General features: G+C 60.1%; 16 protein-coding genes and 1 tRNA gene. 9 read left to right on the top strand and 8 right to left on the bottom strand.

Going from position 1 to position 18,180, the window contains the following annotated elements:
* Positions 1-86 precede the first annotated feature (86 nt).
* The 4 genes from AADW18_RS04075 to AADW18_RS04060 all read right to left on the bottom strand — a co-directional run bounded on the left by AADW18_RS04075 (position 87) and on the right by AADW18_RS04060 (position 5,162).
* The gene (locus AADW18_RS04075; protein ID WP_337342058.1) at positions 87-998 is read right to left on the bottom strand and encodes an NAD(P)/FAD-dependent oxidoreductase; all 912 of its coding nucleotides are present in this window, start codon (positions 996-998) and stop codon (positions 87-89) included.
* The gene (locus AADW18_RS04070; RefSeq protein ID WP_337342057.1) at positions 988-1,452 is read right to left on the bottom strand and encodes an Rrf2 family transcriptional regulator; all 465 of its coding nucleotides are present in this window, start codon (positions 1,450-1,452) and stop codon (positions 988-990) included. Before AADW18_RS04070 ends, AADW18_RS04075 begins: the two co-directional genes overlap by 11 nt.
* 112 nt (positions 1,453-1,564) lie before the next feature.
* Positions 1,565-3,463 carry a serine hydrolase gene (locus AADW18_RS04065; RefSeq protein WP_337342056.1) on the bottom strand — a complete coding sequence of 633 codons (1,899 nt, stop codon included), beginning with the start codon at positions 3,461-3,463 and terminating at the stop codon, positions 1,565-1,567.
* Positions 3,464-3,743: 280 nt separating this feature from the next.
* Positions 3,744-5,162 carry a peptidoglycan DD-metalloendopeptidase family protein gene (locus AADW18_RS04060; protein ID WP_337342055.1) on the bottom strand — a complete coding sequence of 473 codons (1,419 nt, stop codon included), beginning with the start codon at positions 5,160-5,162 and terminating at the stop codon, positions 3,744-3,746.
* 254 nt (positions 5,163-5,416) lie between these two features.
* On the opposite strand from AADW18_RS04060, the gene AADW18_RS04055 reads away from it, so the two are divergent.
* The gene (locus tag AADW18_RS04055; RefSeq protein WP_337342054.1) at positions 5,417-6,076 is read left to right on the top strand and encodes a CARDB domain-containing protein; all 660 of its coding nucleotides are present in this window, start codon (positions 5,417-5,419) and stop codon (positions 6,074-6,076) included.
* Between the two features lie 29 nt (positions 6,077-6,105).
* On the opposite strand, the gene AADW18_RS04050 is transcribed toward AADW18_RS04055, so the two are convergent.
* The 3 genes from AADW18_RS04050 to AADW18_RS04040 all read right to left on the bottom strand — a co-directional run bounded on the left by AADW18_RS04050 (position 6,106) and on the right by AADW18_RS04040 (position 10,369).
* Positions 6,106-8,868: a tetratricopeptide repeat protein gene (locus AADW18_RS04050; RefSeq protein WP_337342053.1), complete on the bottom strand. Its 2,763-nt coding sequence runs from the start codon at positions 8,866-8,868 to the stop codon at positions 6,106-6,108.
* Complete coding sequence (locus tag AADW18_RS04045; protein WP_337342052.1) at positions 8,865-9,419, bottom strand: ECF-type sigma factor; 555 nt, start codon at positions 9,417-9,419, stop codon at positions 8,865-8,867. Before AADW18_RS04045 ends, AADW18_RS04050 begins: the two co-directional genes overlap by 4 nt.
* Before the next feature lie 371 nt (positions 9,420-9,790).
* Positions 9,791-10,369: an NAD(P)H-dependent oxidoreductase gene (locus AADW18_RS04040; protein ID WP_337342051.1), complete on the bottom strand. Its 579-nt coding sequence runs from the start codon at positions 10,367-10,369 to the stop codon at positions 9,791-9,793.
* 117 nt (positions 10,370-10,486) lie between these two features.
* Here AADW18_RS04040 and AADW18_RS04035 point away from each other — a divergent pair, with 117 nt between their 5' ends.
* From AADW18_RS04035 to AADW18_RS04000, 8 genes are all read left to right on the top strand, one after another.
* The gene (locus AADW18_RS04035; RefSeq protein WP_337342050.1) at positions 10,487-11,482 is read left to right on the top strand and encodes a LysR family transcriptional regulator; all 996 of its coding nucleotides are present in this window, start codon (positions 10,487-10,489) and stop codon (positions 11,480-11,482) included.
* A 247-nt stretch (positions 11,483-11,729) separates the two neighbouring features.
* A tRNA-Ser gene (locus tag AADW18_RS04030) sits at positions 11,730-11,819 on the top strand.
* A 100-nt stretch (positions 11,820-11,919) separates the two neighbouring features.
* The gene (locus AADW18_RS04025) at positions 11,920-12,360 is read left to right on the top strand and encodes a hypothetical protein (RefSeq protein ID WP_337342049.1); all 441 of its coding nucleotides are present in this window, start codon (positions 11,920-11,922) and stop codon (positions 12,358-12,360) included.
* Positions 12,361-12,487: 127 nt separating this feature from the next.
* Positions 12,488-12,829, top strand: a complete 342-nt coding sequence (locus tag AADW18_RS04020; protein ID WP_337342048.1) for a hypothetical protein — start codon at positions 12,488-12,490, stop codon at positions 12,827-12,829.
* Between the two features lie 228 nt (positions 12,830-13,057).
* A complete protein-coding gene (locus AADW18_RS04015; protein ID WP_337342047.1) occupies positions 13,058-15,094 on the top strand; it encodes an ATP-binding protein in 2,037 nt (678 codons plus the stop codon).
* Positions 15,091-15,513: a hypothetical protein gene (locus tag AADW18_RS04010; RefSeq protein ID WP_337342046.1), complete on the top strand. Its 423-nt coding sequence runs from the start codon at positions 15,091-15,093 to the stop codon at positions 15,511-15,513. Before AADW18_RS04015 ends, AADW18_RS04010 begins: the two co-directional genes overlap by 4 nt.
* Positions 15,514-15,695: 182 nt before the next feature.
* Positions 15,696-16,328 (top strand): class I SAM-dependent methyltransferase, encoded by a 633-nt coding sequence (locus AADW18_RS04005; protein ID WP_337342045.1) that lies wholly within the window; start codon positions 15,696-15,698, stop codon positions 16,326-16,328.
* A 248-nt stretch (positions 16,329-16,576) separates the two neighbouring features.
* The gene (locus AADW18_RS04000; RefSeq protein ID WP_337342044.1) at positions 16,577-16,801 is read left to right on the top strand and encodes a hypothetical protein; all 225 of its coding nucleotides are present in this window, start codon (positions 16,577-16,579) and stop codon (positions 16,799-16,801) included.
* A gap of 328 nt (positions 16,802-17,129) precedes the next feature.
* Here the strand turns inward: AADW18_RS04000 and AADW18_RS03995 are convergent, their stop codons facing one another.
* Positions 17,130-17,936 (bottom strand): isocitrate lyase/phosphoenolpyruvate mutase family protein, encoded by an 807-nt coding sequence (locus AADW18_RS03995; RefSeq protein WP_337342043.1) that lies wholly within the window; start codon positions 17,934-17,936, stop codon positions 17,130-17,132.
* Positions 17,937-18,180 lie beyond the last annotated feature (244 nt).

Raw genomic sequence — 18,180 nt, 5'->3', positions numbered from 1 at the left:
CAGTAAGCCCTGGGCGACCCGCTCGTCATCCCAGCTTTCGCTGGGATGACGGCGCAGCGCACGCTACTGCTGTTTCGCGAACCACCTCAAGCAGCTTCCGCCACCAGCGCCTGATGCAACGAGATGCCAGCCATCACGCCATCGGCCACCGCAAAGCTGACGCTGTGCCCTGAACGAACGATATCGCCAGCGGCGTAAATACCCGGCACGCTCGTCATGCGGCGTTCGTCGGTGCGAACGATAGGGCCGGTGGGGCTTTCATCCATGTCCAACCGCAACTGCGTGACCAGCGGACATTGATGCAGCACTGGCGCGACGAAGAGCGCATTCAATGGCAGTTCGCGCCCATCCGCCAACACCACACCAGTAAGTGCGGGAGCATTGCCCAATAGCGCAGCAATCGGTGCGGTTTCGAAGACAACACCGCGCGCGATAAGTTTGGCGACGGTCTCTTCATCGGGAAGCGGCGCACCGTTCGTGAAGAACGTAACCGAACCCCAGTCATGCACCAGATTGGCTTGGTGAGCCGACATTGGGTGCGTCGCCAACACGCCTAGCGGGCTTCCGCCGGTTTCATAGCCATGGCAATAGGGACAATGCAGCACCGTGCGACCCCAGCGCTCCGACAGGCCAGGCAGCGCCGGCAACTCGTCGCGCAAACCAGTAGCCATGACTAGCTTGCGGCTCGATATCGCAGTGCCGTCGTTGAGACGAACATCGAAGCCGGATGCGTTAGGCTGGATGGCGACGACTTCGCCGGTTCGCAGTGTCGCATTGGGATAGGCGAGCACTTGCCCGCGTGCTGTGGCAAGGATCTCGCCAGGCGGAAGTCCGTCATGGCCCAGGAAACCGTGTGCGGCAGGGGAGAAATGATTGCGCGGTTGCCCGCCGTCCACCACCAGCACGCGTCGCTTGGCGCGCGCAATGTAGGTTGCGGCCGCCAATCCGGCAAAGCTGCCGCCCACCACCAGGGCATCGTAGTCAGGTTCAATCTGCATGTTCGTGGACTCCAGTCTGATCAGACGAACGTGAAGCGGCACGTCGCCCGAAATCCGCGGCCAGGTCGGCCAGGGTTACTTCGCTCAAGCGCGCGGTCAGCAATGCTTCGGCTTCACGCATGACATCGTTGAGCGCAACGTTGACCGCCGCCTGCACATCGCATTCGGGCCGCTCATTCAACGGGCTCATCTTCAATAGGGCGGAGGTGCCCAAGGCGCGGTGCACATCCAGCAGGCTGATTCGGGCCAGATCACAAGCCAGCAACCATCCACCGCCATGTCCTTTGCTGGAACGCACCCAACCCAGCTCGCGCAACCCCGCCAGCGTGCGGCGCACGACTACGGGATGGGTATTCATCAGTCGTGCGATCTGTTCCGACGTCATCGGATCATCGGTCTGCGCCATGTGCAGCAGCACGTGCAGGACGGCGGAAAGGCGGTCATCTGATTTCATGTAACTAAAACTATTACATGATGTGGGAAGTGTCAAATGGCGCGCGGCGGCGGTCGTATGTAGACCGCAAGCCGGATGGCGGGTCGGCGGGGTAGCCGCCGACCCGACAAGCTCAGAACAGATTGACGTTGGGCCAGCTCGACACACCTTCGACAATGTCCTTCAACATGCCGTCGATCTCTTCCACGTCGCCGTTGCTGGAATTGGCGGCCGCGACGTAGCCGAAGCCATCGCTGCGACGGCGGTAGACCGAATTGGTGCCGGACATCGATCCATAGTGTGCGTACGAATTGCCCAGCAGGGTTTCGTAGCGCATGAAGCGCAGCAGATCGATGGGCGTGGCGATCCAGCCGCCATGCGAATCGAAGCGCTGCGGCTTGACGCTGGAATAGGCGCCGCTGCCGTAGTACTTGACTTCATTCGGCTTGCGGTCGGTTTCCTTGTCGCCGCCGATCACCGCGCTGGTTGCGCCGGCCGGCTTGAACAGCGTATCGCGGACATAGCTCTCGTAGCTCTTGCCGCTGCGTGCTTCCACGACGCGCCCAAGCAGCGAGTAGCCGAAGTTGGAGTACGTCTTGATCTCCTCTCCCGGATTGGTGCCCGGCGCGTAACCCAGCGGATATTCCTTCAACGTCCATTCGATCAAGCCCTTATGGCCGGTGCCGGTGTAGGCGAACATCGGGTCGCTGGCCTTGCCGTCCTTGTTGACGTTGACGAAGCCGCCGCGGTGACGGATCAGGTGGTCCACGGTGATGTCCTCGATCTGCGGGTTGTTGGCCGGAGTGGCGTATTGGCCGCCGAGCACACTGTTGTTGCCGAAGATTTTCGAACTGGCGGTCAGGCTGGTGTTCTGCATGAGCTGCTTCACGGCGGCCTGGGTGAAGAGCTTGGAAACGCTAGCGTGGCGGTAGATATGCCCTGGGCCGGCCAGTTCGTTCTTCTCGACGTTGGCGTTGCCAAAAGCCGCGGCGTAGACCAGGCGCTTGTCCTTGCTGATGGCGACCGACATGCTGGGGATGTCGTTCTTCTTCATGTAGGCACGCACTTTGTTTTCGATCAGGGCCAGATCCTGGGCCTTGAACGTGGTGTTCTCCCACACGCCGTTGAAGCGTACGCCGCTGGAGGAGTTGAATGCCTCGATATAGCGGGGCTCCCAGCTCTGGTAGCGATAGTTGTCGAAGACCGCCTGGTAGTTGGCGCTGGCGATGCCGTGGCGTGCCGACCATTGCGGGCCGCCGGATTTGACCCAAAGCGCGGCGTAGCGGTCGCCATCGCCTTGCTTGTAACCGCTGACCACTTTCAACCGATAGCCTTGCTTGGCGAAATCGTCGAAGGCTTTCTGATAATCGGCCGGGCTCAATCCATGGCGCGCAACCCACGCCGGGCCGCCTTTCTCGAAGATCGCGGCGAAGCGCGGGGAGCCGCTGAGGCTGAATGCACTGACGTGCGACAGCGCGAAGCCGTTCTTTGACATGTCGGCCACCGCGACTTGGTACTGTTCGGCGGTCAATCCATGGCGCGCCTGCCATGCCGGGCCGGCTTTTTTCTCCCAGATTGCCGCGTAGTACGGTTTACCGCCAACCGCGTAGCCATTGACGAAGGTCAGGCGGTATCCCTGCTTGGCGAAGTCATCGAAAGCGCTCTGGTATTGCGGCGGCGTCAGGCCATGACGTGCGCTCCACGTGGCGCCTGCCTGCTTGGTCCACAGGGCGGCGTAACGGGCGCTGCCACCACTTTCGTAGCCGGAAACGGAAGTCAGGCGGAATCCTTTCTTGTTGTAGTCGTTGAACGCTTGCTGGTATTGGGCGCCTGTCAGGCCGTGGCGGGCGGCCCATTCGGCGGCCATCGCGGAGGAACTGGCCAGCAAGGCGAGCCCGATCGCCAGTACGGCATTGGCAGTCCGCCATGCACGGCGAGACGGAAGCGTGTTCGGTTTCGATCTTCGTTGCTCGCCAGATAGGCAGGGAAGGGGAAGTGGCTGTGCGGAATCCGCGACGGTTTTCGGGTGCATGGTTTTCTCCTTGAAGTGAAGGTCGTGAGCGAGAACGTCCAACTCGTTCGCAGCCGGACCGCGGGTGTCGCTCATCTCAGTAGTCGGCGTGAGGGTGAGAATCCCGCCATTTTTTTTGAGGTGTCTTAGCGCGTGGCGCTTGGCTTCTTCGAAACCGCTCGGAGCATTTGGCGGAATTGGAATCGACGGTCAGGAAAAAGGCTCCCGGCGCACCGGGAGCCTTTTTGGAGCCTTCATAGACCGCGCGTGGTTCAGCGTTGCCGAGCGGGTCGTAGTCGGATCACTTGCGCCAGATGGCCGCATAACGCGCAGAGCCGCCGCTGCTGTAGCCGGTCACGTCGCGGGTCAGCAGACCGGCGCCGGTGTTGCTTTGCCATTCGCTCTGATACTGGCTGCTGGTGAGTCCATGTTTGGCCTTGTAGGTGCCGCCGCTTTTCGAACTCCAGATCGCGGTGAAATACGGCTGCCCGCCGTGCATGTAGCCGTTGACGTAAACGATCTGTCGCCCTTGTTCGGCGTTGGCATTGAAGGCCTGTTGGTACTCGCCTGCCGTCAGTTGCGACTTGGCCTGCCAGCTGCCGATGTCGGTTTTCTCGTATAGCGCGGTGTAGCGGCGTTGACCGCCAGAAGAGACCACCGAGACGTTGCGGGGGCGATAACCGGCCTTGGTCAACTCATCCATGCGTTGCTGATGCTCGTTGGCGGAAAGTCCGTGATAGGCCGAAAAAGTAGGACCCGATTGCTTGCGGTAGATCACCGCATAGCGGACGTTGCCTTGGTCCAGGTAGCTTTCGACCTGGTAGGGCCGGTAACCCTTGCCAGTCAGTTCGTCGAATCGTTGTTGGTATTGCGCTCCGGTCAATCCGTGGAAGGCCTTCCAGGCCATATTGGCATTCGGGCGGAACACCGCGTTGTAGTAGACCTTGCCGTCGACATCGAAGCCGTCGATCCATTCCAGCGCATAGCCGGCATTGACCGCTTGGTCGAACAGACACTGGTAGTCGCGGGCGGGCACGCCGTGGCGAGCGACTTCCTTGGCCCCGGGCTTGATGGCGCCGGGTACCTTGCGCGCGGTGTAGTTTTCGCCGCTGACGAACATGCCCTTGTCGATCCCGCAGATGCGGGGGATCCGATTGCGCTTGCTGCCGTCGTTATCGGTCAGGAAACCGCCGGTGGTGGCGATGCCACCGCTGGCCTTCGGCACGCCGACTTCGAAATGCAGATGATCACCGCTGGCGCAACCGACATCGCCTTCGTCGCCCAGATAGGTGCCGGCGCTGACGAACTGCCCGACCTTCAGTTTGGCTTTGCCTGTTGAGGAGCTTTTCTTCATGTGGGTGTACTTGGTCCACTCGCCGTTGGCGTGTTCTATCCACACGTAGTTGTTGTTTTGCGGTTTGTCGGGATTGGCCTTGCAATCGATGCGTTCGCTGAAGCCGTCGACGACGTGGCGGATGGTGCCGTCGGCGGCGGCGACGATCTTGTAAGGACCGCCACTCTTGCCGCTCATGTCGATACGGCCAGGCGGGCTGTGTTTGATGTGGTCGTTGGTGACCTTGACCTCGGTGCTGTCGACGTAGGGAATGCGGTAGACGCCCTTGGACGGGTCGATGGCTGCGGCCTGGCCGGACAACAGCAGCAGCACGCAGGCGGCCAGCAGGGAGGGGACTGGGGATGAAGGATGGAGGGTTCTGGACATGGTCGGCTTCCTCGGTTGCGCAATGGCGGTAGGCGGGAGCGGATTACTCCCGCACCGTTGAAGTCGGGCCCGGCGGGGAAATCCCGCCAAGCATCGGAAAAATTCCGTGCCCGGCTTGCGCCGACCTGCCGGCAGGCGTACACCCGCTGAGCCGAAGGGCGGCGCCGTGGCGGGATCGGGCGCGGTTTTGCGACTGTTTAGGGGAAGGGCGTGAATCCAGCGCCTGTCATCGTCATTTTCATAAGGAGATCAGCATGACCAGCACCAAGAACACCATCGCCATCGGCACTTTGTTTCTGTTCGCTCTGGCCGGCGTGGCCGGCGCCCAGACGCGCGCGACAGCAGAGCCTGCCGCGACACAACCTGCGTCCTCCGCGGAGAAGGCGCAAACCGCTCAATCTTCCAACCCCAATCCGACCAGCGCCACGCCGGAGATCGCGGCGCCTGCGCAACCGCAAAGAAGAGGCGGCGATCCAGGCGGCGGTGGTCAGGGCCGGCAAACGTTGGCAACGGTCGTTCTTGCCGATCTGTCGCTGGTAAGCGCGTTTCAGTTGGGTTCCGCGACCATTCCTTGGGGCACCAGCGCCACCGTCTCCAGCGGCGATGCGTCGTCGAACAAGCGCGGCCTGTGCGGATTCCGCTACAAATACGTCACCCGCAACCAGGGCGGCGCGGCCGCTATCGCGACCACCAACCGCATACGTCGGGACACGCAGAACGGACAGATCGTGGCCAGCAACGCGCTAGCGGCGCTGGCGCCGGGCGCCACCGCGGTATCGGATGGCCACCTGTGGCTGCAGCCGGGGACCTGGATGTTGTATGTGCACGCCGACGAACCGCAGGCGGTGGCCGAAACCGACGAGGCCAACAACCTGCGCCGGGTGAAGGTAACGGTGGAGGGTAAGTGCGGCTGAAGTTAGCGCGGCGCGCGCCGAGGTAGCGGTCAACGGCTGGCCTGCGCTGCGTGACCATCGACGGCGGCCAGGGCAGTGGCCGCTTCGATGGTGCGCGCATCGCTGTCGCCGAAAGCGGTGTGTCGCACGCGCCAGGCTTCTTGCAGCAGTGCGCGCGCTTCCTCCGGCCGACTGCGATCGAGCAGAAGCCGGCCCATGGGCACCAACACTATCGCCAGGCGCGGATGCCCTTCGGGCAGGCGCTTGCGGAAGATCGCCAGCGCTTGTTTGAAGTGTTCTTCGGCTTCGTTCAATTGGCCTTTGCGATGCAGCACGATGCCGATGCGGTTCAGGTCTATGCCCACCCGTTCGTGTTCTTCGCCGTAGTCATCCCGCTGGCGTGCCAGCGCCTCGCGGTAATGCCGCTCGGCCGCCTCCAGGTTGCCGCGCTTTTCTTCCAGCTCACCCAGGTTGAAGACGGTCGCAGAACGCCAGGGGTGTTCCGATGGATAGGCAGCCAGCGCTTGCCGGTAATACGCTTCGGCACCTTCAAAATCGCCGGCTCCGGACAGCGCCAAACCCAGATCGTTGAGATTCATCGCCACTTCCGGATGCTGTTCACCCAGGGCGTCGCGCCGGATCGACAACGCATCGCGCAACAATCGTTCTGCCGCGGGGAAATCGCGCCGCGCCTGCAAGAGCAACGCATGGTTGTTCATCACTGTCGCCACCAGCGGATGACGTTCGCCGCGCGACTGGCGCATCACGGTCTGCGCTTCCCGGTATAGCGCGTCGGCGGAGTCGTATTCGCCCAGATTGACTCGCGTCAGCGCCAGGTTGGAAAGGCTGTTGGCCAGCTGCGGATGGGTGGCGGACAACAACCTGCGCCGCAGCGCCAGGGCCTGGCTGAGCAACGGTTCCGCGGCGGCATAGTCGCCCTGGTGGCGCAACACGGTGCCTAGTTTGTCCAGGCTGTCGGCCACATCGACATGCTCTTCTTTGAACAATTGCCGCCGCATCGCCAGGGCATCGCGGTGATGGCGCTCGGCGGCGTCCAGGTCGCTCATCCGGAACTGCAAGGCGCCCAGGTCGGAAAGCGTTGTGGCGAGTTCCGCATCGGGACTGCCGCGAATGCGTCGGTAGCGATCCAGTGCGCTTTGCAACTGTTCTTCAGCCTTGTCGTACGCACCCAGATCGCTATGCAGACGTCCACGGCTGCGCAACGCGCGTGCCAGCAACAGCGGGTACTCGGCGGCCAACGGCGTGGCTGTTGTCAGGGCCTCGTCGAACAAGGGTTGGGCTCGTTCGTACAAACCAAGCTGACGATAGGCTTCGCCCACGGTGTCGAGCAGTTCGACCCGCACTTCGGGTTGATCCGGCAGTTCGCTTTCTATTCCCGCCCAGCCGCGATCCAGCAGTTCGCGGGCGGTCAGCTGTGCACCACCGGACTGCTGCGGGTCGGCGCCTTCGAACAGCCGCAGCACCAACGACTTGACCTGCTGCGCCTTGGCCGCTTCGGCGCGGGCACGATCGCGTTCGCGTGCGATGGTGTCGGCCTGCAAGGTGACTGTCACCGCATATGCGACCAACAGCAACGCAGCGGCCGCCGCCCCGGTTACGCCGAAGGGATGTCGCCGCACGAACTTGCTGGTGCGGTAACCAAAGGTCTCCGGACGCGCCCGCACCGGACGGCCCTGCTGCCAACGCTTGATATCGTCGACCAGCTCCGCAGCAGAGGCATAGCGCCGTTCCGGCGCCTTGCGCAGCGCCTTCAACACGATGTTGTCCAAGTCGCCGCGCAGCTTGCGCTGCAATGCCACCGGACTGGTATGCCTGGCCGCCGCAATTTCTGCGGTCACCGCGGCGGCACGGACACTGGGGCGGGGCGGTTCAAGCCGGCAGACGACGCGTTCCAGCGTCGCCGGGGATACATCCTCGATCGGCTGCGCACGCTGGCCCGTCAGCAGTTCGTACAGCAGCAAACCTAGCTGGTAGACATCGGCGGCCGTGGCGGCTGGTTGCCCCATTACTTGTTCCGGCGCGGCGTATTCGGGGGTGAACATGCGGACCGCGGTGCGCGTCATTCCCGCGTCGTCCGCCGCCGCCAGCACTTTGGCGATGCCGAAATCCAGCAGCTTCACCGCGCCTTCGGAAGTAACCAGGATGTTGGCCGGCTTCAGATCACGGTGCACGACCAAATGTTGATGAGCGTGTGCCACCGCTTCGCCGACATGCACAAACAGCGCCAACCGCTGCTCGATGGTCAGCCGCTGTTCGTCGCAATAACGGTCCAGCGGCAGGCCTTCGGCATATTCCATGACCAGGTAGGTCCTGCCGTCGACATCGCGTCCGCCATCCAGCAAGCGTGCGATGCCGGAATGGGTGAGGGTGGCGAGAATCTGCCGCTCCTGCGCGAATCGCCATTCGAACTCTTCCGAGTCCATCATCGGCCGGATCAGCTTCAACGCGCCCCGTTGTTTGAAGTCATCGCTGGCGCGTTCGGCCAGATAGACCGTTCCCATGCCGCCGCTGCCCAGCTCGCGCAGCAATCGCCAGGCTCCGACTTGGCGGGCGGATGACGACGGCAGCTCTTCGGCAAGGGCCTGCCACCGCGTGTCGCCGATCAATGCGTCGAAATGCGGAGATGGTTCCTCGGCCAACCGCAACAGAGTTTCCAGTTCCTTGCGCAATTCCGTGTCGCCATCGGTGACGCGATCCAGAAACTGTTCGCGTGCCGTGCCTTCCAGTTCCAGCGCTTGCTCGAACAACGCATCGATCCGCGCGCGCGGATCGTCGGAAGGCGTTGGGTTCATGCCAGCGCCTTCAATAACCAGGCACGGGCGCGCATCCAGTCGCGCTGCACTGTCCGCAGCGAGCTGTCCAATGCCTGGGCGGTTTCTTCCTCGGTCATCCCGGCGAAGTAGCGGCATTCGACGACGCGCGCCAGGCGTTCGTTGAAAGCGGCCAGCCCTTCCAAGGCCGCGTCGACGGCCAGGATGTGTTCCGAAGGCGCGGCCATTGCCACGTCATCCGGCATCAGCGTCAGGTGGGTGACGCCGCCGCCGCGTTTGTCGGCATGCAGGCGGCGCGCATGGTCCACCAGGATCCGGCGCATGGCGCGCGCGCAGACGGCGTAGAAATGCGCCCGGTCCTGCCAGTCAACGCCGAATTCGTCGACCAGCTGCATGTAGGCTTCGTTGACCAGGCCGACCGTGTCCAGCGATTGAGCGCGCCGTCCGGCACGTGCCAACTGTCCGCGTGCGACGATGCGCAGGCGCTCGTACACCAGCGGCACCATTTGGTCGAAGGCCTCGCGGTCCCCTTGATGGTGGCGTTGCAGCAGACGGGTGACGTCATTGGACATCCGCAATCCTCCCCTGATGCTGCGCATGGTACTGCCGGCCGTGATTGGCGTCAGGCTCGGTAACGTGCGTTGGCGCAGGGTTTCGCAACGCGGGACAGGAGGCGTCTCGCCCAAGGCGGTAGCGCGCACCACGGGCATCAGGGTGGGAATGGGAGGGGTAGAACGTCGGCTCTACGAGAAACGCGGCCTACTTGTGGGAGTGGTGGTGGCATGCCACCACCGCTCCCACCAGGATGCTATGCCGACACGTACCGCCATGAGCGTACGCAGGGGTGTTACAAGAACAAGCGAATGCAGCCTCGATGGGCATAAAAAAAAGGGCCTGCATGGCAGGCCTCAGGGAGAGAGAACAACGGCTTTCTGTTATGTGTTCAAGCGGCTTGGCGCAGCGGTTCCGGGATGCTGGCCAGCGCGGACCCGATGGCGTCGGCGCGGTGCTGCGGCGAATAGGCCACGCCTTCGGCCCGGACGAATTCCACGTCGGTGATGCCCAGGAAACCGAACACCTGGCGCAGATAAGGCTCCTGGAAGTCGGTCGGGGCGTCGGTATGAATACCGCCGCGGCCGCTGGCGACGATCAGCTTCTTGCCACCAGCCAGGCCTTCCGGACCCTTCTCGGTGTAGCGGAACGTCCTGCCGGCTACTGCCACGCGGTCGATCCAGGCCTTGAGCGTGGAGGGAACACTGAAGTTGTACATCGGCGCGCCAATCACCAACACGTCGGCGTCCAGAAACTGCTGCAGGGTGCGTTCGCTTTCTTCGGCGGCCGCGGCATCGGCCCTGGTCAGCACCGGGCCGGTCAGGTGGGGCAGGGGCTCGGCGTCCAGGTCGCGATAGGTGACCTCCAGCCCAGGCAGTTTGTCCTGCCAACGGGCTACGATGGCGGCGGTGAGTTCGCGGGTGACCGAGTGGGTACCCAATGCGCTGCTGTCGATGTGCAATAGTTTCATGATGGCTTTCGTCCTGGGGTGCGGCGGTCGCCGCGTTGGAAGCCACTGTAGGTCGTTGCAAATTTGAGATAAAGATGTCTTAATGTCACTGATCGTTCCATTTACGGAAGCAAAGTCATGCAAGACCTGAACGACCTTTATTACTTCGCCATGGTGGTTGACCACGGCGGCTTCGCGGCCGCCGAACGCGCGCTGGGTATTCCCAAGTCGCGCCTGAGCCGCCGCATCAGCCAGTTGGAAACGGATCTGGGTGTGCGCTTGTTGCAGCGTTCCACGCGCCGTTTTGCGGTGACCGACGTCGGCATGAGCGTGCATCGCCACGCACAGACCATGCTGGCCGAAGCGCAAGCCGCACGCGAAGTGGTGGACCGTTTGAGCGCCGAACCGCGAGGCGTGGTGCGCGTCAGCGTGCCGGTCGCGGTGGCGCAGATGCAACTGCCGCGCATCCTGCCGCTCTTCCTCGACAAGTACCCCAAGGTGCGGCTGCAACTGCACGTCAACAACCGCCGCGTGGACATCATCAATGAAGGCTACGACGTCGCGTTGCGCGTGCGTGCCAAGCTGGACGACGACGGCAGCCTGGTCATGCGCAGCTTCGGGCAGATTCAGGAACTGCTGGTCGCCAGCCCCAAATACCTGCAACGCGCCGGCCGCCCGCAAACACCGGAGGACCTGGCCGAACACGTCACCCTGAGCATCAGCGAAGACGAAGCACGCCAACGCTGGGAACTGCACGGTCCCGCTGGCGAAGTACGCCGAGTAGAACTGCAACCGCGCCTGGCAGGCTTCGATTTCCCATTGCTGCAGGCCATGGCCAAAGACGGCTACGGCATCACCCTGCTACCGGAAACCGTCTGCGCCGAAGCCGTGCGCAAAGGCGAACTGGAAGTGGTGCTGCCGGAATGGTCATTGCCACAAGGCATCTGCCACGCGGTATTCGCCTCCCGCCGCGGCCTGCTGCCGGCCGTGCGTGTATTCATCGACTTCCTGGCCGAACACCTGCCGCAACAAATCGAGTCCTCGCGACTGGATTGCGGCGGCAAGTGCAGCAAGGAAGCCGACCAGGCATTGGCCGTTGCCCTGGCCAATAACAAGATCAAGCAGGCCTCGTAAGCAAAACGCCCGTCTTCATGCGAAAATAGCGCCCGGCCTGCAATGGGCTGGGTGGATCCGCCGACCGTTGGCGGATCAGCAAGAAAGCGGCGTAGATGCCGTAGCAAAACAAAAACGGAGAGATGGCCGAGCGGTTTAAGGCAGCAGTCTTGACTGCGAAGGCTGCAGGCCGGAGCGAACATCGACCGTAGGTCGATGGTAAAACTGGTGAACGGCGCGCAAGCGCCGCGGGTAGTGAAGTAACAACGGAGAGATGGCCGAGCGGTTTAAGGCACCGGTCTTGAAAACCGGCGAAGGGTTAAACCTTCCGTGGGTTCGAATCCCACTCTCTCCGCCATAAGCCCAATAAAAACAATAAGTTATTTGGTTATTTTGTGCTTTACCATCATTAAGCCCAACAACGCTTCAGTGTAGGCTTAGACGAAATGGAGGGGATGGTGGGCGAACTAGATTGGGAGATTGCTACCCGAATCTTGGCGATAGTTGGCGCGGTGCTTGGCATCTATAACGCCTTTATCGGCTTCGTTCGCGGGCGGCGCAGATTCAAAGTCAGGGCCATGGTGGCACCTGGCCAAGACGCAGTTGAAGTGAAGATCATCAATCACGGCACGCTGCCCGTTACTCTCTCCAAATTCTATCTAACTAGGGCCGCGCCGAATGGCGGCGGGGCACCGCATATTGACGCAACAGTTGATCGGGATTCGGAACTGCCAGTTCTTGTAAACCCAGGCACGTCAGAACTCTTCCAGATCAAATTTGCGTTGCACCAACAGGCCTTCCAAGGTGGTCACGACATCGTTGTCGCTGAAGCTGCGGATGGTATGCAGCAACAGAGTTGGCAATGCGAGGAGTTGCACAAAATATTCAAACGCCGTTAGCGCAATCCTTGCGGTAGTGTGGCGCGACCGCGTTATCACTTTGTCGCATGCAAGCTCATCATTGACGGCGAGTTGCGCGTGAATACTTTTCTTCTCCGGGACTGTCCCAACACACCCGGAGAAAGCTATGACCTTGCAAGAGATTCGGCAGCGGAAGGCTGCCAAGACCACCGAAGCGCGTGCGCTGCTGGCAAAGGCCACCACGGAAAACCGTCAACTCAACGCCGACGAGTCGTTCAAGTTCGACGCGTTGAAGACCGAAATCACCGAACTGGAATCGGCCGAATCTCGGCAGCAGTTCGTGGACGAACAGGAACGCCGCGCCGGTGGCATGACCGTGGTCAATGGCAACGGTGGCGATACCATCGCGGCGCTGGAAGCAAGCGTAGCCTGGGTAAGCGCAGCGCACCCAGGTTCCTTCGTGACGATAGTTTTTGTCGTGAGAGTAGCGTTTGTTCCAACAAACTAAAGTTTACTCCGAGCGATCATCAGACAGGTCGCTCCTGAAAGCGCTTGGGCTACTGATCTATGGACGTGCTGTAGACGATTTGGTCAAGCGCCTGGACCACACCGCCGTAGTTACACGCGCTACGATCCCGCGAATGGCCTCCAAACCTTATCGCGGCTAGGTTAAATTCTTAGCTCCTGAGACTAATGCAGCACAGCATGCCGGCAAGCCAAACCTAAGGTCGCCGGCATGTCCGCTTACATCCACCCCAAGAATCAAGGAGTGATCGTGACCACCGGAACAGTGACCAGTGAAACCCAGATCACGGGCGAGGGCATAAAAAAGCATTTCAAGTCTACAGAGCCGGTCGAGGCCGTTTACGAGTTGGTGTGGAACGGATTCGATGCCGGGGCGTCAGAGGTTCGCGTCCGCCTGGAACGAAACCAGCTCGGCGGCCTTTCAAGGGTGATCGTTTGGGATAACGGTGAAGGAATTCAGTTCGAAATAACTGGAAGCAACTTTGGCCTCTTCAACGATTCAGCTAAGAAGCTCGATGTCGCCCAGCATGGTTCACATGGTCGAGGCCGCCTGGCCTTTCACCGTCTCGCGTTGCAAGCCGATTGGTACACCAGGCACGCTGGCAAAGAGGCTGTGATTTCAATTGAAGATCATGACATTAAAAAGTTCTCCGTCATTCCGGGTGAAGTGAGTCAGTACGTCTCTGAAGAATCGGGGACTACTGTAGTCCTCAGCAAAACTCACAAAGAGCTGCCTGATCGCTTGGAGCTGCTTGAATGTTTTAGCCAAACATTTGGATGGTACTTGGCACTCCATCCTGCAAAGCGATTGCTGGTCGATGATGAACTGGTAGCCATACCAAAACATGAGCTCCACGGCGAAGTCATCGAAATTGGAAGCGATAGTTTCCGTGTTGACGTCATCCGTTGGATAGAAAAGCCGAACGACGAAAAGTCTTACGTCTACCTGATCGACAGTGCCGGACGCACAGTCCACCGACGCCTCAGCAGTTTAAACAACAAAAAGAATTTCTATACGAGCGTCTATGTCGCTTCTAGTTGGGCAGATAGCTTCGCGGCTACATCAGACCTCATCAATCCGTCCACCAACACCCTTGGCTCTCGCGCATGGTCTGAACTGGAGAGGGGCGTCTCCGAAATAACTCGCAAACTGTATGAAGAGTTTCTTAGGAAGGAAGCCGAGAAGAAGGTTGCCCAGTATGAGGAAGAGGGGTTTTTCCCGACCTATTCTGGGCTTGCAAAGCCTGAAGCAGAGTGGCGTCTTCAGAACACGAAGGAGCTCGTAAAGAACATATACATTGCGGACCCGGCCCTCTTCTCTCTCAACAAGAAGCAGGCTAAGGTACTCATACGGCTCCTCGATAAGCTTGCCGTCTCGGATGAAAACGACTCCTTATGGGAAATTCTTAATAGCGTCCTGGAGCTCGACCAAGCTACGTCCAACAAGCTTGCCGCGCAGCTTCAACAGACCACACTTGAGAATATCGTTAACACCATCGAAGTCCTTCAGAAGCGTATCAATACTATCCATGAGATTAGATACCTCATGGATGAGCATCACGCTGAAGTTACAGAGACGCCCGATCTCCAGAAAATCATTGAAAATAATACTTGGCTGTTTGGCCCACAATACGAGCTGCTTGGCGCTGAGGAAGCGACATTCACGAAAATTTCCAAAAATCTTCGGGGCTCTATAAAAGGCATCGATGATATTGAGGAGAAAGATGTAGAGGGCCTTGCAACAGTGGAGGGCGCCAATAGGCAGCCGGACCTCTTTCTTGCTCGCAAGGTTGTGAGCTTTGATAGCTTTGGGAAGCAAGTCTATCGATGCGTCATTGTGGAAATTAAGCGCCCTGGCGTTTCATTGAACGTCAAGCACCTTCGGCAGCTAGATGACTACGCGGCAATCATCAAAAAGTATCCTGCTTTTAGCAGTGAGTTCATGCGATTCGAGCTAATTTTGGTAGGACGAAAGATTTCCGATGCTGATACTGAAATCGTAGACCGTCTACGTGACAAGGCTTCTAGTGGCGAGATTGGCTTGTACCTCAGCGATGGCAAGACAAAACGCTATGTGCTCAATTGGTACACGTTGCTTGATGGACACGAGCTCGCCAATCAAGCTCTAATTGATAGCTTGCGACTTAGGCGCGACGACCTAACTGCGAGTTCAAAGCAGCGGCTCGTTGAGAGGCTTCAAGGCATTGACCCCGTACCCGCTATGGCCGTCCCCGGGGGCATCCAATGAGCGATTACGAAGGCTTCAAGGCTTTGCACGCGATGAACATGGAGACTAGGCAGAAGCTCGTCTTCTTTCTGATGGCAGCTGCCAGTGCGTGCGTAGGTTTCGCGGTTCAGCAGACCGATGAAGCCGGATGGCGCTGGCCATTGCTACTTTGCGCGGCCGCAGTACTCTCTTTCGGCGTGAGCTTCTACTCAGGCTATCGTGTGATCCGATCCAACATCCACCTATTTCATCTTAACGGGTACCTGCTGATGGATTCGGACAAGGCACGGAACGAAAAGCGCGTAGAGATGATGGAGGTTGAAGGTGACGCCGAATCCCGCTGGACCGCGTGGCAAATCCACGCGCTGATCCTCGGTGCATTGCTGTTTATTGCCTGGCACGCAGTTAGGCTCTACGAGAACTATTACGGTTTTCTCTAGTCCATTCCTTCGGCGACCCTGTCAGCCGAAGAGCGACTTCCGCTGACAAAAATACGATACAAGCGCGGATAAGCGAAGCGCACCCGGGGCTCTTCGCGACGATAGTTGTTGCCGCGAAGGGGGTGTTTGTCCTGGCAAACTAACGAGTACAAAGTCAAAGCAGTCGAACGAAGAAGAGCTCCATGCCTAATCCCAATTCGCCAGACCGTACCAATCACTGGGAAACCGTCTACCAGCAGAAGGCGCCCACCGCCGTCAGTTGGTATAGCCCGCATCTCGATGTCTCGCTAAAGCTGCTCGAGCAAGCTGGTCTCAACTCCGCCAGCCGCGTTATCGATGTGGGCGGTGGTGCTTCGACATTGGTGGACGATCTGATCGAAAGAGGCGTGGCGGAGATCACCGTTCTTGATCTTTCGGCGGCTTCGCTGGAGGTTGCGCAAGAGCGGTTGGGGCCAAAGGGTAGGCGTGCGAACTGGCTAGTGCGCGATATAACTCAAATAGATCTATCGGTCGCGGCTTACACGCATTGGCACGATAGAGCCGTCATGCATTTCCTGACCGAGCCAGCCGATGTACAGGCCTATGCCGCACAGGTGGCTCATGCGCTTGCGCCGGAAAGTTACGCCGCCATTGGCGGCTTTGCGCCCGATGGTCCGGAACGTTGCTCGGGGTTGCCGGTGGCTCGACGTTCGGCGGAGGATATTGCTGCTGTGTTGGGGGCGTCGTTCGTGCTTGTTGGCTCCCATGCTGAGCGTCATCAGACGCCGGCTGGGGTTGAGCAGTCTTTTGTGTATGCGTTGTTGCGGAAGAGCTGAGCAGCCTATCTTCTGCGAAGTATTCGCCCCTAATAGCACTCAATGGTGAGTCATTGCCATTCCCTCATCCGCCCCCGTATCAAGTACGGGGCAGGCTCTCCAGGCACCTTCTCCCGGAGGGAGAAGGGAAGCTTGGATTTTCGTCCCGGATGTAGCGATCGTCTTCACGCATTCGGGGATATAACTCTCCGCAGAAGAACCATTGCGGTACCGCAGCGATGGTTGTCCCAGTGAGCGATGGGTGGGAGATGAAAGTAGCTCTTTACGATGGTCCCGATGAAGTGCATCTGGTCGATATCGAACTGCCGGAAGGCCCGGGCAAGAAGATCGTCGTGGGTGAGCGTACTTACCGCCCGTTGACCCATTCCAATTGGAATCTGAGGAAAGCATGGGGGCCGGAGGTTCTGCTTTACGTATGGGACGATATTCCGGAGACGACGCAGGTTTCTATCGCCAGCGGTGATCCGGATTGATAGGTCGGTTGCGGCTGGCGGTCATGAGCGAGTATCGCTGTTCTCCAGGGGCGACGTATCCGGTCGCGACTTACGTCGCTCCTGCAATGTGAGGTAGTGCCGGTCCGCGCCAAGGTAATGCATTTACCTTTGACAACAGGCACTTAGCCGTTGATAGTCGGTGCTCCCCTGGGGAATGGCGGGATACGGCATGAAGTCGATCATGGTTCGTTCCATGACGTGGCTGGCGATTACGGCCTGTGCATTGGTGCTATTTGGCTTGGCGCAAACGCTGGAGCTTTGGTTGGCGTAGGGCTGCCCATGACTCGCGTGGTCCGCTGATATGGGATCAGCGACCAACGAACAGGGCGTTGAGTTCGGGATACGACAGCCCCTGCGATGGCATTGCAACACCGTTCTCCAGAAACTCCTTGGCGCGCTGCTGCAGGTGGCCGTAGACCGATTCGGCCAGGTTCGAGCCCGCACTGAGTCGGCGCACTCCCAACTCCGCCAGCGCTTGTGGATTCGGCAGGCCAGGCCGCAGCATGACGTTGAGCGGCAGTTGCGCCTGAGTGGCAAGCTTTCGAATTTCGTCGGCATCGGTGACGCCAGGTACGAACAAGCCGTCAGCGCCGGCAGAGCGGTAAAGCGCAGCGCGGTACAAGGTCGCGTCGACTCGTTCGCCAGCAGGCGCCAGCTGACGTAGATAAACATCGGTGCGCGCGTTGATGAAGATGTCCACACCATCTTGGGCACAGGCCTGTTTGATGCTGGCGATCTTGGCGCAGAGCAGTTCGGGGTCACCGCTGCCGTCTTCCAGATTGATGCCCGATACGCCGTTCTGCACCAACTGCACGACGGCATCTGCGACGCGGGCGGGTTCATCGGAATAGCCGCCTTCGATATCGACACTGAGCGGCACGTCGATGACGCGGCGAATTTCGGCGACGGCGGCAAGCAGGTGCGACACCGGCAACTGGTCGCCGTCGGCATAGCCATGCGCCCACGCCACGCCGGCACTGGTGGTGGCGATCGCGGGGGCGCCCAGGCTTTCTATCAGCCGGGCGCTGCCGGCGTCCCAGGCATTGGCGAGCAGCAGCAGGCCGTCGGCATGTAGTTGGCGGAAGCGATCAGTGTGGTCGGCGTAGGTGGTCATGGTGCGTATCACTGGAACAGGGGCGACTATCTTGGCATGGCGAAGCCGAGGGGTTCTCACCGTTTTCGGACATCAACGCGGGTGGGGCTATCTGCGGCAGTTATTCTCGTTTCCGGATGTAGAAAGTCGCTGAGTCCCGGCCTACGCCGGGACGACGAACCTTACTGGTTATCCAAAATACCTTAGGCCCGGACCTGAGGTCATTCGACTTATTCTTCGTACTGCGGAGGGTCGCGTCCGCCAA

It is taken from the genome of Pseudoxanthomonas sp. CCNWLY206-1, from assembly GCF_039710385.1.
Lineage (GTDB): Bacteria > Pseudomonadota > Gammaproteobacteria > Xanthomonadales > Xanthomonadaceae > Pseudoxanthomonas_A.
This window is presented reverse-complemented; position numbering and strand designations above follow the sequence as displayed.